At 72.7% G+C, this 15,790-nt stretch carries 14 protein-coding genes; 5 read left to right on the forward strand and 9 right to left on the reverse strand.

What is annotated here, in order from left to right; all coding sequences use genetic code 11:
* Nucleotides 1-51: 51 nt before the first annotated feature.
* From ACIGW4_RS02265 to ACIGW4_RS02280, 4 genes are all read right to left on the reverse strand, one after another.
* Nucleotides 52-510 (reverse strand): MaoC family dehydratase, encoded by a 459-nt coding sequence (locus tag ACIGW4_RS02265; protein WP_399577908.1) that lies wholly within the window; start codon nt 508-510, stop codon nt 52-54.
* Nucleotides 511-577: 67 nt separating this feature from the next.
* The gene (locus ACIGW4_RS02270; RefSeq protein ID WP_399577911.1) at nt 578-2,125 is read right to left on the reverse strand and encodes a long-chain fatty acid--CoA ligase; all 1,548 of its coding nucleotides are present in this window, start codon (nt 2,123-2,125) and stop codon (nt 578-580) included.
* Between the two features lie 10 nt (nt 2,126-2,135).
* Nucleotides 2,136-3,023, reverse strand: coding sequence for an amidohydrolase family protein (locus ACIGW4_RS02275; RefSeq protein ID WP_123456994.1), 888 nt, complete (start codon nt 3,021-3,023; stop codon nt 2,136-2,138).
* Nucleotide 3,024: 1 nt separating this feature from the next.
* Complete coding sequence (locus tag ACIGW4_RS02280) at nt 3,025-3,936, reverse strand: SDR family NAD(P)-dependent oxidoreductase (RefSeq protein WP_359591123.1); 912 nt, start codon at nt 3,934-3,936, stop codon at nt 3,025-3,027.
* Between the two features lie 215 nt (nt 3,937-4,151).
* Between ACIGW4_RS02280 and ACIGW4_RS02285 the strand changes: the two genes are divergently transcribed.
* Nucleotides 4,152-4,565: a MarR family transcriptional regulator gene (locus tag ACIGW4_RS02285; protein ID WP_359591125.1), complete on the forward strand. Its 414-nt coding sequence runs from the start codon at nt 4,152-4,154 to the stop codon at nt 4,563-4,565.
* 19 nt (nt 4,566-4,584) lie between these two features.
* Here the strand turns inward: ACIGW4_RS02285 and surE are convergent, their stop codons facing one another.
* The 4 genes from surE to ACIGW4_RS02305 form a co-directional block, all read right to left on the reverse strand.
* Nucleotides 4,585-5,658 carry a 5'/3'-nucleotidase SurE gene (gene surE / locus ACIGW4_RS02290; RefSeq protein WP_399577914.1) on the reverse strand — a complete coding sequence of 358 codons (1,074 nt, stop codon included), beginning with the start codon at nt 5,656-5,658 and terminating at the stop codon, nt 4,585-4,587.
* A gap of 118 nt (nt 5,659-5,776) precedes the next feature.
* Nucleotides 5,777-7,042: an MFS transporter gene (locus ACIGW4_RS02295; protein ID WP_399577915.1), complete on the reverse strand. Its 1,266-nt coding sequence runs from the start codon at nt 7,040-7,042 to the stop codon at nt 5,777-5,779.
* A 146-nt stretch (nt 7,043-7,188) separates the two neighbouring features.
* Nucleotides 7,189-8,580 carry an NAD(P)/FAD-dependent oxidoreductase gene (locus tag ACIGW4_RS02300; protein ID WP_398706610.1) on the reverse strand — a complete coding sequence of 464 codons (1,392 nt, stop codon included), beginning with the start codon at nt 8,578-8,580 and terminating at the stop codon, nt 7,189-7,191.
* A gap of 111 nt (nt 8,581-8,691) precedes the next feature.
* On the reverse strand, nt 8,692-9,405 hold the full coding sequence (locus ACIGW4_RS02305) for a TetR/AcrR family transcriptional regulator (RefSeq protein ID WP_123456989.1): 714 nt from the start codon (nt 9,403-9,405) through the stop codon (nt 8,692-8,694).
* Between the two features lie 89 nt (nt 9,406-9,494).
* On the opposite strand from ACIGW4_RS02305, the gene ACIGW4_RS02310 reads away from it, so the two are divergent.
* Nucleotides 9,495-11,129: an amidohydrolase gene (locus ACIGW4_RS02310; protein WP_399577918.1), complete on the forward strand. Its 1,635-nt coding sequence runs from the start codon at nt 9,495-9,497 to the stop codon at nt 11,127-11,129.
* Between the two features lie 6 nt (nt 11,130-11,135).
* Here ACIGW4_RS02310 and ACIGW4_RS02315 read toward each other — a convergent pair whose 3' ends face one another.
* Complete coding sequence (locus tag ACIGW4_RS02315) at nt 11,136-12,191, reverse strand: LacI family DNA-binding transcriptional regulator (protein WP_359591132.1); 1,056 nt, start codon at nt 12,189-12,191, stop codon at nt 11,136-11,138.
* A gap of 141 nt (nt 12,192-12,332) precedes the next feature.
* Here ACIGW4_RS02315 and ACIGW4_RS02320 point away from each other — a divergent pair, with 141 nt between their 5' ends.
* Genes ACIGW4_RS02320 through ACIGW4_RS02330 form a run of 3 tightly spaced genes read left to right on the forward strand, consistent with a single transcriptional unit; the run spans nt 12,333 to nt 15,786 of the window.
* Complete coding sequence (locus tag ACIGW4_RS02320; protein ID WP_399577920.1) at nt 12,333-13,970, forward strand: ABC transporter substrate-binding protein; 1,638 nt, start codon at nt 12,333-12,335, stop codon at nt 13,968-13,970.
* A complete protein-coding gene (locus tag ACIGW4_RS02325; protein WP_399577922.1) occupies nt 13,967-14,920 on the forward strand; it encodes an ABC transporter permease in 954 nt (317 codons plus the stop codon). The genes ACIGW4_RS02320 and ACIGW4_RS02325 overlap by 4 nt, the downstream gene beginning before the upstream one ends.
* Nucleotides 14,917-15,786, forward strand: coding sequence for an ABC transporter permease (locus tag ACIGW4_RS02330; protein ID WP_123456984.1), 870 nt, complete (start codon nt 14,917-14,919; stop codon nt 15,784-15,786). The genes ACIGW4_RS02325 and ACIGW4_RS02330 overlap by 4 nt, the downstream gene beginning before the upstream one ends.
* Nucleotides 15,787-15,790: the final 4 nt, after the last annotated feature.

A 15,790-nucleotide genomic window follows, 5' to 3' on the forward strand; every position in this document is an offset into this window, starting at 1 on the left:
CCCGTGCGGTGAGCGGAGGCCTCCCCCCGTGCGGGCCCGATGGGGGTCCCGTCAGGCGTAGTGGCGGTACACGGCCTCGGCGACGCAGGCCGGCTTGTCGTTGCCGTCGACCTCGACGGTGAACGTCAGGGGCATCTGCACGCCGTTGCCCTTGACCTCCTCCACCGTGCCGACGACACCGCGGAGACGGATCTTCGCACCGACGGGGACGGGGCTGGGGAAACGGACCTTCTCCAGGCCGTAGTTGACGCTCATCTTGGTGCCGGTGATGGTGAGCAGCTCTCCGAAGAGCGGGATCATGAGGGAGAGGGTGAGGTAGCCGTGGGCGATGGGGCCGCCGAACGGACCGTCCTGGGCCTTTTCCGGGTCGGTGTGGATCCACTGGTGGTCGTCGGTGGCGTCGGCGAAGGTGTTCACCCGGTCCTGGGTGATCTCGAGCCAGCGCGTGTGGCCGAGGTCGGCTCCGCTGAGGGACTTGAGTTCGTCGAGGCCGTTGGCGGTGGTGGACATGGAAGGACCTTTCGTTGGCAGGGCGGATGGCGGGGGCGCTCCCGGGAGCGTGTCGCCCCCGGGTCCGTCACGGGTGGGGGTGCTCGGCGGGAGCGGGGGCGTGGGCGTCGCGCACAGCGGGCTTGATGATCTTCCCGGAGGGCGTGCGGGGCAGCGCCTCGGTCACCACGAGCGACTTGGGGATCTTGTACTTGGCGAGCCGGCCCGTGAGGTGGCCGAGGATGTCGTCCCGGTCGGCGCGGACGCCGGGGCGCAGGACGACGACGGCACGGCCCACCTCGCCCCAGACCGGGTCCGGCACACCGATGACGGCGCATTCGGCGACGGCGGGATGGTCCAGGACCGCGTCCTCCACCTCGGCCGGGTAGACGTTCTCCCCGCCCGAGACGAACATGTCCTTGGCCCGGTCGACGATGTAGGCGAAGCCCTCGTCGTCGATGCGGGCGATGTCGCCGGTGCGCAGCCAGCGGCCGTCTGTGAAGGCGGCCTCGGTGTCCTGGGGCCGTCCCCAGTAACCGGACATGACGTTGGGGCCGTGGACGAGGACCTCGCCGCGCTCCCCGGGACCCACCTCGCGGCCGTCGGGCCCGACGACACGGGTGTCGGTGAAGAAGTGCGGAACCCCGGCAGACCCCGCCTTCTCCGAGGCCTTCTCCCGGTCCAGGAACAGGACTCCGGGGGACGCCTCGGTCATGCCGTAGCCCTGGCTGAAGGCCAGGCCGCGGTCGAGGTACGTGGCGATGGTGCGGGCGGGCACGGGGGCACCGCCGCAGTTGAGGGTGCGCAGGCTCGACAGGTCGGCGGTCGCCCAGCGGGGCCGGGCGGCGATCGCGTCGTACATGGTGGGGACGCCGAACATGTACGTCACCCGCAGGTCCTCGATGAGCCCCAGGACGCGTTCGGCGTCGAAAGCTCCGAGGAGGACCACGCGGCCGCCCTTGAGGAGGGTCGGCAGACAGGTCATGTTGAGCCCGCCGGTGTGGAACAGCGGGGCGACGACGAGGGTGACCTCGTCGCCGGACAGGTCGGTGTCGACGAGGACGTTGACGCTGTTCCAGGTGATGTTGGCGTGGGAGAGGACGGCGCCCTTGGGGCGGCCCGTGGTCCCGGAGGTGTACATGATCATGCACGGGTCCTCGGGTGCCACGGCCTCGTCCATCGGATCGGTCCCGGCGCCGGCGAGCAGCTCCTCGTAACCGAGGCCTCCGTCCTCGTCGGGGCCGGCGAGGGCGATCCGGTGCGGTACGCCCGCCTCGGCCACCGCGGCACGGGCCGTCCCGTCCTGCTCCGGCGCGTGGACGAGGACGGTGCTGCCCGAGTCGGCCAGGTTGTAGGCCAGCTCCGGCGCCGCGAGCCGGGTGTTGAGCGGGACGAAGACCGCGCCCAGCGCCCCGGCGGCGAACAGGCCCTCCAGGAAGGCCGGATGGTTGGGGCCGAGATACGCGACCCGGTCGCCCCTCGCCACGCCGAGGGCGCGCAGGGCGTGGGCGAGGCGCAGGACGCGCTCGTGGAGCTCGCCGTACGTCAGGGTGCGGTCCTCGTGGACCACGGCGACCCGGTCGGGGGTCTTGCGGGCCCGGCGCGCGGGCCAGGAGCCGATGCCTCGGTTCAACATGGTGTCTCCTTCAGTCCGCCGTCAGTCCCAGCAGGTAGGCGGCGTTCCCCTTGAGGATCTTCGGCCGGACCTCGGGCTTGATGTCGAGCTTCTCGAAATCGGCGAGCCATCGGTCGGGGGTGATGACGGGATAGTCGGAGCCGAAGAGCACCTTGTCCTTGAGCAGGGTGTTGGCGTACCGGACGAGCTGCGGAGGGAAGTACTTCGGGGACCAGCCGGACAGGTCGATGTACACGTGCGGCTTGTGGGTGGCCACCGCCAGGGCTTCGTCCTGCCAGGGGAAGGACGGGTGGGCCAGGATGATCCGCAGCTCGGGGAAGTCGACGGCCACGTCGTCGACCAGCATCGGGTTCGAGTACTTCAGCCGGATGCCGCCGCCGCCCGGGACGCCGGCGCCGATGCCCGTCTGACCGGTGTGGAAGAGCGCGGGCACGCCGAGCTCCTCGATGGCCTCGTACAGGGGGTAGGCGAGCGGGTCGTTCGGGGCGAACGCCTGGATGCTCGGGTGGAACTTGAAGCCGCGGACGCCGTACTCCTCGACCAGGCGCCGGGCCTCCCGCACGCCCGCGCGTCCCTTGTGCGGGTCGATGCTCGCGAAGGGGATGAGCGCGTCTGCGTGGGCGGCGCAGCTCTCCGCGATCTCCTCGTTGGAGATCCGCGGGTGGCCGGTGGCGTGCTCGGCGTCGACGGTGAACACCACCGCCGCCATGCGGCGCTCCCGGTAGTGGTCGGCCATCTCGTCGATGGTCGGCTGCCGGTGGCCGTGGGCCTTGAAGTACTCCTCGGAGGCTCCGAAGAGCTCGGGACTCAGCGCCCCGTGGCCGTCCTTGGAGATCTCCGCGTGCGTGTGCACGTCGATGGCCGTGAGCCGGTCGAGGTCGAGCGCGTGGTCTCCCATGTCACGCCACCGGGGCCTGGGGCGCGGGGATGCCGTAGGTCTCGGGCTCGGCTCCGACGCCGCCCGGCCACTCGACGGCGATCGCGTCGGCGGTCCAGCCGCCGTCGGCGAGGGCGACGGACTTCTCCTTGGGGTGGGCCCAGAGGGCGAGCCGGTCGCCGCCGATGCCGATGGCCTGGCCGGTCACTCCGTCGGAGTCGTCCGAGGCGAGGAAGGTGATCAGTGCGGCGACGTCCTCGACGGTGCCGAGGCCCTCGTCCTTGCGCAGCCAGTCCGGCAGCGGCTCGCCCGTGCGCTCGGACTCCTCGATGACCGGGGCGAACGCCGGGATGGTCTTGGTCATCTCGGTGGCGGCGACCGGGACGACGGCGTTGACGGTGATGCCGGCGCGGCCCAGCTCCATGGCCCAGGTCCGGGCCATGGCGACGATGCCCGCCTTGGCGGCGGCGTAGTTGGTCTGGCCGAAGTTGCCGCGCTGGCCGGCCGGGGAGGAGATGAGGACCAGCCGGCCGCCGGTGCCCTGCTCGCGCATGCGGACGGCGGCGGCGCGGGCGCAGGTGAAGGTGCCGCGCAGGTGGACGCGGACCACGTCGTCGAAGTCCTCGTCGGTCATCTTCCACAGCACGCGGTCGCGCAGGATGCCGGCGTTGGTGACGAGCACGTCCAGGCGCCCGAACTCCCGCACCGCCGTGTCCACCAGCTCCTGCGCGGCCGCGCTGTCGCCCACCGCCGCGACGACGCCGGTCGCCCGGCCCCCCTCGGCCGTGATGGCGGCGACGGCGTCGTCGACGACGGCCTGGTCGACGTCGTTGACGACGACGGCGGCGCCGGCCGCGGCGAGAGCCTGGGCGTAGGCCAGTCCGAGACCGCGTCCGCTGCCGGTGACGACGGCGACCTTGCCGTGAAGATCCATGAGAGGTGCCTCCCGTGAAGGGGGTGGAAGGGAAGGGGGATGCGCCGAGAGTCCCGGCACGAGCCGGGATCGACAGGAATCCTGATGAACGCCAGTCTGAGCATTAACAGGATTCCTGTCAATGTTTTAGGGTGAGAGGTGCCGCCACCCCGGCGGCAGCCGGTTCGGGAGCGGTACGGCCGTCCCGGGCGCACCTTCACCACGGGAGGACGAACGTGAGCACCTCACTGCTCTACCTGCTCAAGAGGACGGAGCTGGCGGTGCGGGCCCGCCTGGAGGAACTGGTCAGGCCCGCCGGGATCACGGCCCTGCAGTACACCGCCCTGACGGTGCTGGAGCGGCACGACGGCATCTCCGCCGCCCAGCTCGCCCGCGACTCCTTCGTCACCGCCCAGTCGATGGCCGACATGGTCCGCGCGCTGGAGGGCCGGGGCCTGATCCGCCGCGAGCCCAACCCCGCCAACCGCCGCGAACGCCTCATCCTCCTCGCCGACCCGGGGCGGCGACTGCTCGCCGAGTACGCCGGACCGGCCCGCGCCCTGGAGGAGCGCATGGTCGCCGACCTGAGCGCCGAGGAGATCGAGGTGCTCAGGACGGCCCTGATCGGGGCGTGGCGCTCTCTGTCCTAGAAGGGGACAGGGGAAGGGGTCAGCCGCGAGGGGCGTCGTGCTCGACGTACCGGCGGATCTTCCACAGCGTCTCGGGGCGCGGTTCCTTCGCGCCGTAGGTGCGGTCGGCGGTCACCGGGGCGATCGCGATGCGGCCGTCACGGAACAGGGCCGCGGAGTCGGCGTCCTTCACGGTCTCGGTGCAGGGCTCGCCCGGCGTCTCCTCGCAGAACCCGAGCCCGATCTCGAAGGAGTCGTCGCCGGTCCGTTCGTACGCGTGCCAGACGACGGCCCCGTGGCCGACGCTCGTCCAGGCGGGGGCCTTGGCGGGCGTCCCGGTGCTGACGTCGGGGTAGTCGACCTTGAGTGCGAAGTCGTCGGTGAGCAGTCCGCGCTGCCTGAGTCCCGCGACGAAGCGGGCACCGAACTCCGCGTTGGCGCGGTAGTTGACGCGCGGGAAGGACGTGTTCGTCTCGTCGCCGGCCGAGGAGAAGGCGATGGCGGGGACGTCCTCGTCGATCGCGGCGACGGCGGCCCCGACCGTACCGGAGTCGTTGACCTGCGCGGAGACGTTGGGGCCGGAGTTGATGCCGGTGAGGACGAGGTCGGGGGCCTCCGTCCAGCCCGCCTCGGCCTTCAGACCGGCACGGAGGGCGAGCTTGACGGTGTCGGCCGGGGTGGCGGACGGGGAGTCAGCGGCGCAGTGGCCGTCGGCGAGGCAGACGCCGTAGACCGCGCCGCCGGACGGCGCCTGGGCGCAGTCGTTCTCGTATCCGGCGGGCAGGGCGGTGCGGCGCTGGGCGGTGAGGACTCCGCCGTTGGTGACGGCGGTGCCCTTGCCGGACTGGGCCTGCCACGGGGCCATGACCACGACGTCGGCCCCGGCGGCGCACATCGCGCGGCGCAGCTCGTACAGGCCGAGGCCGTCGGAGTTGCTCGCCTTCGCGGCCCGCATCGAGTCGTCGTTGGAGATCAGGATCCGCATCCCGGCGAGCGGGCGGGCCGGGGGCGCCGTGGGGGTGGTCGCGTACGCGGTCACTCCGGCCGCGGCGATCAGCACGGCCCCCACGGCCGCGAGTCCGAGTCTGCGCGAGGTCGGTGACATCGACGACATGGGCGTGTTCCCTTCGGTGGGGAGAGGGTGCCGGGCGGCGCTCGGTCAGGTGGCGCCGCCCGGCGTCGCGGCCCCGGTGAGGCCGCGAGTCCGGGAAAGGAGGTGCGGGGCCGCCGCCTCAGCGCACCGACTTGACCGGGATCACCGCCGCCGCGCCGAGCAACGTGAGCAGGGCGGCCGTGAGGTAGAGCCCGTCGTAGCCGATCGCGCCGACGAGCAGGGCGGCGAGGAACGGGGCGAGGATCTGCGGGCCGGCGTTGGCGATGTTCAGGACTCCCATGTCGCGGGCCGCGTCGTCGGCGCTGGGCAGGACCAGGGTGACGAGGGCGGTGTCCACCGCCATGTAGCAGCCGAACGCGAGGCCGACGACGACCGTGAAGATCAGCATGCCGGTCCAGTCCGGCTTGACGACCGGTACGAGCATCGCGACGCCGCAGAGGGCACAGGAGAGGCCGACGAGCGGCTTGCGGCGGCCCGTGCGGTCGGAGAGCAGGCCGCCGAGGACCGTGGCGAGCAGGGTGACGCCGGCGTCGACGGGGGCGATGAAGGCGACGGCCCCGGTCGCGTCGAGTCCTTCGGGGAGCTCGATGTGGTCCTGGAGGATGTACATCTGGAAGAGGGAGACCGAGAAGAAGCCGAGCATCATCAGGAAGCGGCCGATGAAGACCCAGCGGAAGTCGGCCGACTTGAGGGTGTCGGCGAAGGCGGCCAGCTGCCTGCCGAGCGGCACCGGTTCGGCCTTCGGCCGGCGTCGCTCGCGCATCGCGGCGGTGAAGAGGACGGCCGCGCCGGCGACCGCGGCGCCGAGCACGAGGTACCCCGGGGCGATGTCGCCGGGGACGAACAGGGCGGCGGTGGAGATGCCGACGGCGGACCCGATGGGGGTGCCGATGCCGACCATCGCCGAGGCCAGGCCCCGGCGTTCGGCGGGGACGCGGTCGGGGACGACGGCGGTCAGAGCGGCCTGGTAGACGTTCATCATCGCCTGGACGAGACACCAGCCGATGGTGACGAGGAGGACCGTGCGGGCGGCGCCGAGGAGCGCGAGCGCGCCGAGTGCCGCGAGGCCGCCGCACAGGATCCAGGGGTTGCGCCGTCCCGAGCGGTCGGAGAGGAGCCCCGCCAACGGGTTGAAGAGGGTGGCGAAGATCGCGGCGACGCCGGAGACGAGACCTAGGTTGGCGACCTTGTCCGCCGGGTCGACCAGTTCGACCTGGACGGGCAGCAGCACCACGCCGACGCCCATGTAGACCATGAACATGGCGGCGTTCGCCACGGTGAGCAGCGGCATCAGACGCGGCAGGGCGCCTCGGTCGGCGACCGGGCCGGGGGCCTTCGGCTCCGACTCCCCCAAGGCGGCCGGTCTGACTTCGGATGCGTTCATGTCGTTCTCCTCGGCCGCGGCCCCCGGGAGACGGGGCGTGCGACGGGTCATGCGCGAGCGGGGCGGGGGGCACGGGGGTGTGGTGCTGGCGGTGCGGTGTCCTGCGGGTGGTGCGGTGGGGTGCCGGTGGTGCGGCGTGCTGCCGGTCAGCTGTCGAAGCCGAGTCCGAAGCGGTCGAGGGTGCGGAGCCAGAGGTTGCGTCGCCCCTCGTTCAGGTCGGCGCGCGCCATGGACCACTTGGTGATGTTGATGCCGATCGAGCGGACGGGCTCGGGCGGGAACGGCAGCGGCTTGCGGCGTACGAGTTCCAGGCCGGTCCGTTCGGTGTACTCGCCGGCCAGGAGGTCGAGCATCACCTCGGCGCCGAAGCGGGTGGCGCCGACGCCGAGTCCGGTGTAGCCGGCGGCGTAGGCGACCTTGCCTTGGTGACACGTGTCAAAGAAAACGCAGAAGCGGGTGCTGGTGTCAATGGCCCCGCCCCAGGCGTGACTGAAGCGAACCGCTTCCAGCTGCGGGAACGTCGTGAAGAAATGTTCGGCGAGTGTCGCGTACGTCTCGGGCCTGCGGTCGTGTTCGGGACGGACCCGCCCCCCGTGGTAGACGGCGTCGTAACCGCCCCAGAGGATGCGGTCGTCCGCGGAGAGCCGGACGTAGTGGAACTGGTTGGCGCAGTCGGCGAAGCCCTGCCGGTTCTTCCAGCCGACGGAGGCGAGCTGGTCCTCCGTGAGGGGTTCGGTCATCAGCGCGTAGTCGTACACGGGGACGGTGTACGGACGGTGACGCCGGATCAGGGACGGGTAGGCGTTGGTGGCGAGCGCGACGCGGCGGGCGGTGATCCGGCCGTAGGGGGTGCCGACGGCGACGACGGCGCCGTGTTCGTCGAGCGAGGTGGCGGGGGTGTGCTCGTGGACGCGGACGCCGAGGTCGAGGCAGGCCCGCTTGAGGCCCCAGGCGAGCCGGGCCGGATTGACCATGGCCACGTCGCCCTTGTTCCAGACGCCGCCGAGGAAGGTCGGGGAGTCGATCTCGGCGCGGACCGCGTCGGCGTCGAGCAGGAGGGGCTCGCCGCCGTGTCGGGCGGCGGCCTCGGCCTCCTCGGCGAGGCCGTCGAGCTGGTAGCGCTCGGTGGCGACGACCAGGGAGCCGGTGCGCTCCCAGTCGCAGTCGATGCCGTAGCGCTCGATCGCGTCCTCGATGGCCTGGAGGTTCTCGCGTCCGAGGCGTTCCAGGAGGCCGATCTCCCCGGGCCAGCGCTGGAGCCCGTTGGCCAGGCCGTGGGTGAGGCTGGACTCGCAGAATCCGCCGTTGCGGCCGGAGGCGGCGCCGCCGACCTCGTCGGCCTCGACCAGTACGACGTCGGCGGAGGGATCGCGTTCCTTGGCAACGAGTGCGGTCCACAGGCCGGTGTAGCCGCCGCCGACCACGAGGAGGTCACAGGTGGTGCCGCCGACGAGGGCGGGGGCGGGTTGCGGCCGGCGGGGGTCGTCGAGCCAGAACGGGGTGTGGTCGACGTCCCGGAGCGCGTTGAGGTGGTCCATGGGTGTTCCTTCGGGGTCGCGGAGACGCCCGAGCGCGGGAAGCCTCCGAAGTGCCGCCCATGAGACTCCGCCGCGCGGAACAAGGTCAATGGTGTTGACGTAAGCGCCGCGTCACCCTTCCGGGCCCGGCTCCGGTCGCAGTGCCGCCACCGCGTTCAGCATCAGTTCCAGGGCGAACGGATAGCCGCTGTCCCGCATGTCGGCGGCGAGCAGGGGGAAGGTCGCGGCGACGTTCGGGTGGGTGTCGGGCGACAGCCTGCCGTAGACCGCGTGCCAGACCTGCTCCTCCTTCTCCCGGGCGGCGGGCGGCAGGGCGAGCGCGGCGGCGTCCTGGGCCGCGAAGGCGAGGGCCTGGTCGACGAAGGCGTGGTAGATCCGCACGGCGAGGGCGTCCGGGAAGCCGGCCGAGCGCAGCACGCCGAGGATCCGCTCGACGGCCCGGGTCTCGTAAGGCCGGCCGGTGGTGCGGTGGGCCGCGAGGGCCGCCGCCCGCGGGTAGGCCTGGTAGCAGCCGTGGATGCGGAGTCCCAGCTCCCGCAGGTCCGTTCGCCAGTCGCCGGTGGCCGTCCAGCCCTCCTGCGCGCGGCCGATCAGCTCGTCGGCCACGGCGAGGAGCAGGGCGTCCGTGTTCCGGAAGTAGCGGTACAGGGCCGTGGGGTCGGCGCCGAGCGCGGCGCCCAGCCTCCGTACCGACAGGGCCTCCGCGCCGTGTTCGCCGATCAGGCGCAGCGCGGTCTCGACGATGAGCCGCTCCGAGAGGACGGCTCCCTGCTTGGTGGGGCGGCGGCGCTGCCGCCTGCCTTCGGGGACCACGCGTTCGGACATGGCCGGAACCTTACGTCAACACCATTGACGTGTAAACGGCCGCCCGCTTGCATGACGCCACCAACCGACACACATGTTCTGGAGCGCCCATGACCACGGCCGATCTGGTCTTCACCCACGGCCCCGTCTTCACGGCGGACCCGGCCCGCACCCGGGCGACCTCGCTCGCCGTCGTCGGCGAGCGGATCGCGGCCGTCGGCCACGACGAGGTGCGGGATCTCATCGGGCCCGGCACGGAGGTCGTCGACCTGACGGGGAAGCTGCTGCTCCCCGGCTTCCAGGACGCCCACGTCCACGCCGTCGGCGGCGGCAAGGAGTTGGCGGAGTGCGATCTCACCGGCACGGTGGGCGTCGCCGACTACCTGGAGCGGATCCGGGAGTACGCGGACGCCCACCCGGAGCGCGCCTGGATCACCGGCGGCGGCTGGTCGATGGAGAGCTTCGAGGGCGGCCTGCCCACCCGGCAGCTGCTCGACTCCGTCGTCCCCGACCGGCCGGTCCTGCTGTCGAACCGGGACCACCACGGCGCCTGGGTCAACTCCCGCGCCCTCGAGCTGGCCGGGCTCACCGCCGCCACTCCCGATCCGGCCGACGGCCGGATCGAGCGGGAGGCGGACGGCTCCCCCAGCGGCATGCTCCAGGAGGGCGCGATCGGCCTGGTCGGCCGGCTGGTGCCGGAAGCCACCGCCGAGGACCGGCTCGCCGGACTGCTGCGCGCCCAGAAACTGCTGCACTCGCTGGGCATCACGGCCTGGCAGGACGCGCTGCTCGGCTCCTTCGGCGGCATGGCCGACCCCTCGGAGGCGTATCTGACGGCCGCCGGCGACGGCTCGCTGACCGCCCGGGTGACCGGGGCGCTCTGGTGGGACCGGGAGCGGGGCTCCGAGCAGATCCCCGAACTGGTCGCCCGCCGCGAGAAGTTCACCCTCGGCCGGTTCCGGGCCGGCTCGGTGAAGATCATGCAGGACGGCATCGCGGAGAACTTCACCGCCGCCATGACCGCCCCGTACCTGGACGGCTGCGGCTGCGCCACCGCCAACAGCGGGCTGAGCTTCGTCGACCCCGGGGCGCTGCGCGGGTACGTGACCGAGCTCGACGCCCTCGACTTCCAGGTCCACTTCCACGCCCTGGGCGACCGGGCCGTCCGCGAGGCCCTGGACGCGCTGGAGGCCGCGATCACCGCGAACGGGCGGCGCGGCAACCGGCACCACCTCGCGCACCTCCAGGTCGTCCACCCCGACGACCTGCCCCGCTTCGCGGCGCTCGGCGCCATCGCCAACATCCAGCCGCTGTGGGCCGCGCACGAGCCGCAGATGGACGAGCTGACCATCCCGTTCCTGGGCCCCGAACGCGCCGCCTGGCAGTACCCGTTCGGAGATCTGGTGCGGGCCGGGGCCACCCTCGCCGCCGGCAGCGACTGGCCGGTCAGCAGCCCGGACCCGATCGCGGGCATCCACGTCGCCGTCAACCGCCGCGACCCCGAGGCCACCGACGACCGGGTCTTCTACGCCGAGCAGCGCCTCGACCTCCCCACGGCGCTCGCCGCCTACACGGCGGGCACCGCGCACGTGAACCGTCTCGACGACACCGGCAGCCTGCGCCCCGGCCACCTCGCCGACCTGGTCGTCCTGGACCGGGACGTCCTCACCGGCCCGCCGGAGGAGATCGCCGAGGCCCGGGTGGAGCGGACGTACGTCGGCGGGCGGTTGGTGCACTCCCTCTGACCGCGTCTACGCCCGCGGCCGCACCGACGACGCCCGGACGTCGAGGCGCGTCGGTACGAGCGTCCCCGCGGGCTCCCGGCGGCCGTGCTCCAGGACCGCGACGAGGTGCTCGACGCCGGCCTCCGCGACCGCCTCGGGCCGCAGGCTCAGGGTGGTGACCGGCGGGTCGGTGTGGAGGGCCGTGGCGTCCTCGCTCACCAGGACGACCAGCAGGTCGTCCGGGACCTCGTAGCCGTGGCGGCGCGCCGCCTCCAGGACGAGGGGCGGGCTCGCCTCGGCCACGACCAGGAGGGCGTCGGGACGCTCCGGCCCGTCGGCGGTCAGGGCGGTCTCGACGCCGCGCACCACCGGCCCGTTGCCGGCCTCCTCGACGCGTACGGTCCGTTCCGGCAGGCCGTGGGCGGCGCACCACTCCCGGTGGGCGGCGAACACCTCGGTGTGGAAGCGGGTGGTGCTGTCCGGCACGACGAGGACGGGCCGCCGGGCCCCCTGCTCCCGGAGGTGGTCGAGGGCCTCGCGGACGGCGCCGCCCGCGTCGACGTCCACCCAGTAGGCGCCCGGCGTCCCCTCGACGGAGCGGTCCGTGAAGACGGGGACGCCGGCGGCGAGCAGGCCCTCGACGACCGGGTCGTCGGCGACGGGGTCGGCGACGACCACCGCGTCGAGGGACAGGTCGGCCCACTCGCTCTGCAGGGAGCCGGCGGGCAGCAGCACCACGGCGTAGCCGCGGCGCAGCGCGGTGGCCGCGGTGGCGCCGGTCAGCCGGGCGAAGTACGGCGACTCGAGAAAGGTCCAGGGAGTGGCGGCGAACTCGCCGACCACGTATCCGATCAGCCTGGCCCGTCCCGCGCGCAGATGGCGCGCGGTGGCGTTGGGCCGGTAGCCCATTCTGCGCGCGGTCTCGCGGGCCCTCTCCCGTACCTCGGGGGAGAGTCTGCCGGTGCCGTTGAGCGCCGCCGAGACGGTCGTCTTGGACAGGCCCGCCTCGCGGGCCACGTCGACGAGGCGGACGCGCGGGGTGGGCGGCGAGGGCTGCCCGCCGTGCCGTGAAGCTTCGGTCATGGGGGTGATGCTGCCACCCTCGCGACCTCTGCAAAACCGTTCCCGCAAAGTCGGGTGCGGGTCTTGTGCGGGAACGTTCCCGCACCAATACTCGCCCCATCCCCCCGAGCCCGTCACTACACCCGTAAAGGGGTGGGTCCCATGCGCATGCCCAGAGCCATCGCGCTTCTCGTCTGTACCGCCGCACTCGCGGCCACCACCGGCGCCTGTTCCGGCGCCACGAACCCGCCCGCGGCCGGCGGCGGCACGACCTTCAAGGCCGACCCCACCTCACCGCCCGCGCAGGGCCCGCTGGACTCCTTCACCTGGTCCCTGTACGCCGAGCCGTACACGCTCGACTACGCCCTCGCGTACGACTACCCGCCGAACACCGTCCTCGCCAACGTCTGCGAGCAGCTGCTGCGGGTCACCCCCGACATGAAGATCGTCCCCGGTCTCGCCGTGAAGTGGTCGCGGCCCGACCCGCGCACCCTCGTCTACACCCTGCGCCCCGGGGTGAAGTTCCACGACGGCACCACCATGACCGCCGACGACGTCGTCGCCTCCCTCAAGCGCCAGATGGACCCGAAGACCGGATCGCCCTGGGGCTCCTCCTTCAAGACGGTCGACTCCGTCGAGAAGACCGGCCCCCTGGAGGTGACCATCCGCCTCGGCAAGGCCGACGTCCTCTTCCACGAACTGATGGCCGCCTCCCCCGGCACCGTCGTCAGCGCCGCCTCCCTCGCGAAGGAGGGCAAGGACTACGGCACCCCCGCGGGGAAGCTGAACTGCACCGGCCCGTACGCCCTCGACCGCTGGGCCCAGGGCGACAGCATCACCCTCAGGAAGAACCCCGCCTACTGGGACAAGACACTCTCCCCCAAGTCCGAGAAGGTGCGGTTCACCTTCGTCGAGGACGCCGCGGCCCGCTCCAACGCCTTCCTCTCCGGCACGGCCGACGGCGGCTACATGGTCCCGTCCTCCTCCTTCAGCCAGCTGCGGGGGAGCAACAAGGGCACGCTGCTCTTCGGCCCGAACACCGCCGCCGCGAACCTCGCGGTCCTCGACTTCCACGGCGCGCTCGGCAACCTCAAGGTCCGCAGGGCCCTGTCGATGGCCCTCGACCGGAAGAACATCGTCAAGGCCGCGGCCGGCGGCGTCGGCGTCCCCGCCAAGGCCCCCGCCGCGCGCGGCGCCTGGGCGCTGGCCCCGGAGAGGACGGCGGAGCTCTACGACACGCTGCCCGAGCCCGTGTACGACGTCGAGGCGGCGAAGAAGCTCGTCCAGGAGGCCCACGCGAGCGGCCGCAGGGTCACCCTCGTCACCAGCACCCTGGCGCCCGAGATCAGCGTCGTCGCCAACGCCGTCCAGGCCGCGGGCCGCCAGATCGGGCTCGACGTCGTCCTGAAGCCGGTCTCGCCCGACGCGTACAGCAGCATCTTCGTCGACCCGGACGCGCGCGAGGGCCTCGACCTCGTCATCACCAACGGCTACGACAACACGCCCGACCCGCTGGAGTTCTACCAGTACCTGCGCACCGGCGACTTCGGGAACTACGGCCGCTGGTCGAACGCCGAGTTCGACGTCGCCTTCGACCGGGCGAACTCCGAGCCGGACCCGGCCAAGCGCGCCGAGCTCACCGCCAGGCTCCAGAAGATCGCCCTGGACGAGCTGCCCGTCATCCCCGTGTACGAGGCGCCCTACTCGGTCTTCCTCGGCAAGCGGATCACCGGCGCCCCGACCGGCATCGCCCAGCTCTACTTCCCGTGGGCCGCGACGATCGGGGCCCCGAAGCGATGACGCGCTACCTCGTCGGACGGCTCCTCGGCCTGGTGGCGGTGCTGTTCACGACCTCCCTCGTGGTCTTCGGCTCCGTCCACCTGGCCCCCGGCGACCCGGTGTCGTTCCTGCTGCACGGCCGCCCCGCGACCCCCTCGGCCGTGGCGGCCCTGCGGGCGGAGCACCACCTCGACGACCCGCTGGTCACCCAGTACGCGAAGTGGCTCGGCTCCGTGCTGACCGGCGACTTCGGCCGCTCCTCCCAGTACCACCAGGACGTGGCCTCGCTGATCGGCTCGCGCCTCACCGGCACCGCCCTGCTCGTCGGCTGTGCCGCCGTGCTCGTGGCGGTGCTCGGGGTGGCCGCCGGCGTCCTCGCCGCCCTGCGCCCCGGCCTGCCGGACCGGTTGGTGCTCATCGGCACCGGAGTCGCCACCGCCACGCCCTCGTTCGTGACGGCCATCGCGCTCGTCTCGCTCTTCTCCGTGCGGCTCGGCTGGTTCCCGGGGCCGGGCGGCGGCGCCCCGGCGGACCTCTCCGAGCGGCTGTACCAGCTGACGCTGCCGGCCCTCGCCCTGGCGCTGTCCTTCGCGGGGCTCCTCGCCCGGGTGACCCGCTCGGCGATGCTCGACGAACTGGGGCGCGAGCACGTCGAGGTGGCGCGCGCCCGGGGCGTCGCGGGCCGGTCCGTGGTCCGCCGGCACGTGCTGCGGAACGCGCTCGGGCCCGTCGTCACCGTCGGCGGCACGATGCTCGCCGGCCTCCTCATCAGCACCTCGATCGTCGAGACCGCCTTCGACGTCCCCGGCCTCGGCTCGCTGCTCGTGCAGTCCGTCACCGCGAAGGACTTCGCGGTCGTGCAGGCGATCACGCTGCTCAGCGTCGCGGCCTTCGTCCTCGTCAACCTCGTCGTCGACCTGCTCGCCCCGCTCATCGACCCCCGTCTCTCCCTCGGGGAAGGCTCCTCATGACCTCCACCACCTCCGCGCTGCCGTACCGCAGACCCGGGTCACGCGCCCTGCGCCTCTTCGGCCGGGGGCCGCTGTTCGCGGTCTCGGTCGCGGTGCTCGCCGCACTCGTCCTGGTCGCCCTGCTGGCGCCGCTCCTCACCCCGTACGACCCCGAGGCGCTCGACCTGTCGGCGAGTCTCGTCGGCACCACCGGCGACCACCTGCTCGGCACCGACCAGTCGGGCCGGGACATCCTGTCCCGGCTGCTGGTCGGCGCCCGCACCGGGCTGCTCGGGCCGCTGCTCGTCGTCACCGTCTCCACGCTGCTCGGCACCCTCCTCGGCGTGGTGGCGGCCTGGCGCGGCGGCTGGGTGGACACGCTGCTCTCCCGCTCCATGGACCTCGTCTTCGCGATCCCCGGCCTGCTGCTCGCGATCCTGCTGGTGTCGGTCGTCGGCTCGGGACTCACCGCGCCCGTGATCGCCATGTCCGTCGCCTACACCCCGTACGTGGGCCGGCTGGTGCGGGGCATCGCGCGTCAGGAGAAGGCCCGGCCGTACATCGAGGCGTACCGGGTGCAGGGCTGGTCCGGCTGGACGGTCTGCGTGCGCCATCTGCTGCCCAACATCGCGCCGACGGTCTTCGCGCAGTCCGCGATGAACTTCGGGTACGCGCTGATGGACCTGGCGGCGCTGTCCTTCCTCGGCTTCGGCGTGCAGCCGCCGGCCGCCGACTGGGGCGCCATGATCAACGAGGGGCAGGCGGCCGTCCTGCAGGGGGCGATGCTGCCGGCCCTCGCGCCCTCCGCGTGCATCGTGCTCGCCGTGGTGGCGTTCGGCATCGTCGGCGAGGGGCTCGCCGACCGGATCGCGAAGCGGGAGCGGTGAACGC

Origin of the sequence: Streptomyces sp. NPDC053513 (assembly GCF_044544765.1) — a bacterium.
Lineage (GTDB): Bacteria > Actinomycetota > Actinomycetes > Streptomycetales > Streptomycetaceae > Streptomyces > Streptomyces litmocidini.